This is a genomic window from Streptomyces roseochromogenus subsp. oscitans DS 12.976, assembly GCF_000497445.1.
Lineage (GTDB): Bacteria > Actinomycetota > Actinomycetes > Streptomycetales > Streptomycetaceae > Streptomyces > Streptomyces oscitans.
In genome coordinates this window covers 734185-739216 of sequence record NZ_CM002285.1, presented here as the reverse complement: position 1 = coordinate 739216, position 5032 = coordinate 734185, and the positions used below count along the sequence as shown (strand labels likewise).

The 5032-nt window shown below is 70.5% G+C and carries 4 protein-coding genes; 3 read left to right on the top strand and 1 reads right to left on the bottom strand.

The window, feature by feature from the left end; translation table 11 throughout:
* Positions 1–174 precede the first annotated feature (174 nt).
* From M878_RS53550 to M878_RS53540, 3 genes are all read left to right on the top strand, one after another.
* Positions 175–612: a Fur family transcriptional regulator gene (locus tag M878_RS53550; RefSeq protein WP_023544711.1), complete on the top strand. Its 438-nt coding sequence runs from the start codon at positions 175–177 to the stop codon at positions 610–612.
* Between the two features lie 33 nt (positions 613–645).
* Positions 646–2856 (top strand): catalase/peroxidase HPI, encoded by a 2211-nt coding sequence (gene katG / locus M878_RS53545; RefSeq protein WP_023544710.1) that lies wholly within the window; start codon positions 646–648, stop codon positions 2854–2856.
* A gap of 231 nt (positions 2857–3087) precedes the next feature.
* Positions 3088–3801 (top strand): DUF4232 domain-containing protein, encoded by a 714-nt coding sequence (locus M878_RS53540; protein WP_031223941.1) that lies wholly within the window; start codon positions 3088–3090, stop codon positions 3799–3801.
* A gap of 181 nt (positions 3802–3982) precedes the next feature.
* Here M878_RS53540 and M878_RS53535 read toward each other — a convergent pair whose 3' ends face one another.
* Entirely contained in the window at positions 3983–4918 is a 936-nt protein-coding gene (locus tag M878_RS53535; RefSeq protein WP_031223934.1) for a serine hydrolase, read from the bottom strand.
* Positions 4919–5032: the final 114 nt, after the last annotated feature.

The window sequence follows — 5032 nt, the reverse complement described above, 5'->3', positions numbered from 1 at the left end:
GTCCAGAGGCGGACCCGTACACCCGGCGGAGCCATGCGAAGGCAAAGGTGAATGCAAACCCACGGGAGGGTAAGGCAGCGGACGCCGAGGTGGACGGCGGGCGACGGGGCGCGACCAAAATTGCATTGCTCGTTTTCTTGAATCGCTCGTGTTTATGAGGGTAGGTTCGGCCTCATGACCGCCTCCCCGACCCCGACCACCGCCGAGGAGCTCCGCGGTGCCGGCCTGCGCGTGACGGCGGCCCGCGTCGCGCTGCTGGAGACCGTCCGGGACGGCGACCACCTCGGCGTCGAGGCGATCGCCTCCGGGGTCCGTGCCCGCGTGGGCCACATCTCCCTGCAAGCCGTCTACGAGGCCCTTCACGCCCTCACCGCGGCGGGTCTGGTCCGCCGGATCGAGCCGGCCGGACACCCGGCCCGGTTCGAGGGGCGCGTGGGGGACAACCATCACCACATCGTGTGCCGGTCGTGCGGTGCCGTCGCCGACGTCGACTGCGCCGTCGGCGACGCGCCCTGTCTGACCGCCTCCGACGACCGCGGCTTCTCCATCGACGAGGCCGAGGTCGTTTACTGGGGTATGTGCCCCGACTGTTCCACCGGCCGCAGTTCCTGAGCACCGAGTTCCGCACAGTTCGGAAGGAATGCCATGACTGAGAACATCGACGCCAACGTCGCAGACGCGAAGGCGGAGGGCGGCTGCCCTGTCGCCCATGGCCGCGCCGCGCACCCGACCCAGGGCGGTGGCAACCGCCAGTGGTGGCCGGAGCGGCTCAACCTGAAGATCCTTGCCAAGAACCCGGCCGTGGCCAACCCGCTCGGCGAGGACTTCGACTACCGCGAGGCCTTCAACGCCCTGGACCTCGCCGCGGTGAAGCGTGACATCGCCGAGGTGCTCACCACCTCACAGGACTGGTGGCCCGCCGACTTCGGCAACTACGGCCCGCTCATGATCCGTATGGCCTGGCACAGCGCCGGTACGTACCGCATCAGCGACGGCCGCGGCGGCGCCGGCGGTGGTCAGCAGCGCTTCGCGCCGATCAACAGCTGGCCGGACAACGCGAGCCTGGACAAGGCCCGCCGTCTGCTGTGGCCGGTGAAGAAAAAGTACGGCAAGTCCATTTCCTGGGCCGACCTGATGGTCCTCACGGGCAATGTTGCGCTGGAGACGATGGGCTTCAAGACCTTCGGCTTCGCCGGTGGCCGCGTGGACGAGTGGGAGCCCGACGAGGACGTCTACTGGGGCCCCGAGACCGTCTGGCTGGACGACCAGCGCTACACCGGTGACCGTGAGCTGGAGAACCCGCTCGCCGCGGTCCAGATGGGTCTCATCTACGTCAACCCCGAGGGCCCGAACGGCAACCCGGACCCGATCGCCGCGGCCCGCGACATCCGTGAGACCTTCCGCCGTATGGCGATGAACGACGAGGAGACCGTCGCCCTCATCGCCGGTGGCCACACCTTCGGCAAGACCCACGGCGCCGGCCCGGCGGACAACGTCGGTGCCGACCCGGAGGCCGCCCCGCTGGAGCAGATGGGCCTCGGCTGGAAGAGCAGCTACGGCACCGGCGTCGGCAAGGACGCCATCACCAGTGGCCTCGAGGTCATCTGGACCCAGTCGCCGACGAAATGGAGCAACGAGTTCTTCAAGAACCTCTTCGAATACGAGTACGAGCTGACCCAGAGCCCGGCCGGCGCCAACCAGTGGGTGGCCAAGGACGCCCCGGAGAACGTCCCGGACGCGTTCGACCCGGAGAAGAAGCACCGTCCGACGATGCTCACCACGGACCTCTCGCTGCGCTTCGACCCGATCTACGAGCCGATCTCGCGCCGCTTCTACGAGAACCCCGAGGAATTCGCGGACGCCTTCGCCCGCGCCTGGTACAAGCTGACGCACCGCGACATGGGCCCGGTCGTCCGCTACCTCGGCCCCGAGGTGCCCAGCGAGGAGCTGCTGTGGCAGGACCCGCTGCCGCAGCGCACCGGTGAGCCGATCGACGCCGCGGACATCGCCTCCCTCAAGGAGGAGATCCTCGGCACGGGCCTCACCGTCTCGCAGCTGGTCTCCGCCGCCTGGGCGGCCGCTTCGTCCTTCCGCGGCAGCGACAAGCGCGGCGGCGCCAACGGCGGCCGTATCCGTCTGGAGCCGCAGCGTAACTGGGAGGTCAACAACCCGGACGAGCTGGCCCAGGTGCTGCGTGCCCTGGAGGGCATCCAGGAGTCCTTCAACGCCAAGGGCGGCAAGCGGGTCTCGCTGGCCGACCTCGTGGTGCTCGCGGGATCCGCGGCCGTCGAGAAGGCGGCCAAGGACGGCGGTGTCGAGGTCGAGGTGCCGTTCACGGCGGGCCGTGTCGACGCCTCGCAGGAGCAGACGGACGTCGAGTCCTTCGCCAACCTCGAGCCGGCCGCCGACGGCTTCCGGAACTACGTCGGCAAGGGCAACCGCCTGCCGGCCGAGTTCCTGCTGGTCGACAAGGCGAACCTGCTCCGGCTGAGCGCGCCCGAGATGACCGTCCTCGTCGGTGGTCTGCGCGTCCTCGGCGCCAACCACAACGGCTCCAAGCACGGTGTCCTCACCGACCGGCCGGGCACGTTGACGAACGACTTCTTCGTCAACCTGCTCGACCTGGACACCGAGTGGAAGTCGACCTCCTCCGCGCAGGACGAGTTCGAGGGCCGTGACGCCTCCGGTGCGGTCAAGTGGACCGGCACCCGGGCCGACCTGGTCTTCGGCTCGAACTCCGAGCTGCGTGCCGTCGCCGAGGTGTACGCCAGTGACGACGCGAAGGAGAAGTTCGTGAAGGACTTCGTCGCCGCGTGGGTCAAGGTCATGAACGCGGACCGGTACGACCTCGTCTGATCACCGCTTCGAGGGCGTCCGGGCCGACCCGTACAGGTCGGCCCGGACGCCCTTGCCGTTGCGGGCGGACGCGGGGTCTCTCCCGCACTCTCCCCCACGGAACCGTCACAGGTGATCCACAACCGTCACAGGCGGGCCACAGGGGAAACCCTGAGCACCCCGGCTCTGTCTCCGTCTGTGAGCACCGGCACGGAGCCGGTCGAACGACGCACACCGGAATCGGGGGACCCCATGCAGCACCGCAACACCATCCGCCTCGCCGCGTCCGCGACAGCCGTGATCGCCGCCGCACTGTCGCTGACGGCATGCGATCCGGGCGATGACAGCGGGGCGGCCAAGACGTCCTCCCCGGCCCCGGCCTCCGCAGCCCCCTCGCGCACCGCCCCCGCCGCCACGAACCCCACCCCCACGGCCCCGTCGGCCTCGAGATCCTCCGGCGGCGGTACCTCGACCGCTCCGGGCGCCCCCGCCTCTCCCATATCCGGCACCGTGACCGGTACGAAGCCGACATGCTCGGTGTCGGCCGTGAACGCGACGGCCTACCAGGCGGCCAACCGTCCCGACGGCACCGGCACGGGCGCAGCGATCGTCGAGTTCACGAACGTCTCCGGACACGCGTGCGTCCTGCGAGGCCACCCGTCGGTGGCCGGAGCGGGCAACGGTTCCCCCGAGCACAACAGCCCGCTGAAGGTGACCCCCACGGGCACCGCGTCGGCCGTGCCCCTCGCGCCGGGCGGCAAGGCATGGGTGAAGCTGACCTTCCACCAGGTCCAGGGCGAGGCCGACGGCTACTGCGTGTCCGGCGCGAAGCCCGCCGTCTACCCGACGCTCGTGATCGGACTGCCCGGCTCGGGCGCACACCAAGTCGCCCTCTCGGACGGTGAGTTCGCCGAGTGCGACAACACCGTCACCGCCACCGCGGTCTCGGCGGCGAAGCCTTCCTGACCGGCACTCGACCAGCGGGCGGCCCCGGCGAAGACGGCGGCCGGGGCCGTCCGCTGACGGAACTCACAAACACCGAGCGGGGCAGTATGCCAAGGGGCGCGGGGAACTGCGCGACCAGCCACCACGCACCCGTAGCCGCCCGACAGCCAAACGCCCGACGGCGCTGATGCGAACGGCACACTCAACTCCGCAGCACCTCGAACGCCTCCCGCCCCGCCACCCCGATCGCGAGGTCGATATCCGGCGCAAGCCCCGCGCAGCGGTCCGCACGGGTCAGCGCAGCAATGGCCACCCGATCCCCGGACTCCGCCTCGACCACACCGATCTCGTGCCGCAGATGCAAGAAGGTGCCCGTCTTACCGCTCCACCGCAGCGTGTCCGCCCGCAGCTCACTCGCCAGCCGCTGCGTGAAGACCTGCAGCCCCATCAGCCGCCGCAGCTCCGCCGTGGCCGAGGGGACGGACACCTGGTCGCACCACACCCGCCGCAGCAGTTCGACGAGCGCCGCAGCCGAGCCGACGTTGGCGTACGCCGGATCCAGGGTCTCGATGGTGTGCCGGCCCGCCCGCTCGTCCCGGAGGGCCAGTTCCAGCGCGAGCGAGAAATCGTTGCCGGCGGCACCGGCGGCGCACTCGTACATGTGGTTCAGCCGGTGCCGCATCCGGATCTCTCCGCACCCCCAGGCGCGCAACCGCTCGTCCACGTCCGCCACCGGCACCAGATCGAGCAGGGTGTCCGCCGCGGCGTTGTCGCTCACCGACAGCATCAGCACAAGCAGATCGCCGACGGCCACGGTGGCCGGGTGACGGAACGCCGCGAGCCCGGTAGGACCGACGCTGCTCCTCGCCGGGTCGACCTCCACCGGGGTCCCCGGGTCGAGTTCCCCGGCCGCGATCCGGTCCAGTACGACGAGGGCCAGCGGCACCTTCACCACCGACGCAAGCGGTGTCAACTCACCAATAGCGAAGCCGAGTTGTTCGCCCGTGTCGAGGTTCCGGGCGAGGAATGAGCCGCGCACGCCGAGGGCCGCCCAGTCCGCTGCGATCGCCTCGGCGGCGTCCCGGAGGGCGCCGTCGTCCCCGACGTACACCGGATGGCGCACAGGTGCCGCGCTCATCCGCGTGCCGCCAGCCGCGCCGGTACGTCCTCGGCGCCGGTCCTGGTGCCCGGCGGCGTGCCCGGCTCGCGGACGGCTCCCACGGCGGACGCAAGCAGCGGCACCAGCCAGTCC

What these genes read in the sequence shown, in the direction of transcription:
- M878_RS53550 (WP_023544711.1), top strand. Translation starts at nt 175, where the DNA reads ATGACCGCCTCCCCGACCCCGACCACCGCCGAGGAGCTCCGCGGTGCC.
- katG (WP_023544710.1), top strand. Translation starts at nt 646, where the DNA reads ATGACTGAGAACATCGACGCCAACGTCGCAGACGCGAAGGCGGAGGGC.
- M878_RS53540 (WP_031223941.1), top strand. Translation starts at nt 3,088, where the DNA reads ATGCAGCACCGCAACACCATCCGCCTCGCCGCGTCCGCGACAGCCGTG.
- M878_RS53535 (WP_031223934.1), bottom strand. Translation starts at nt 4,918, where the DNA reads ATGAGCGCGGCACCTGTGCGCCATCCGGTGTACGTCGGGGACGACGGC.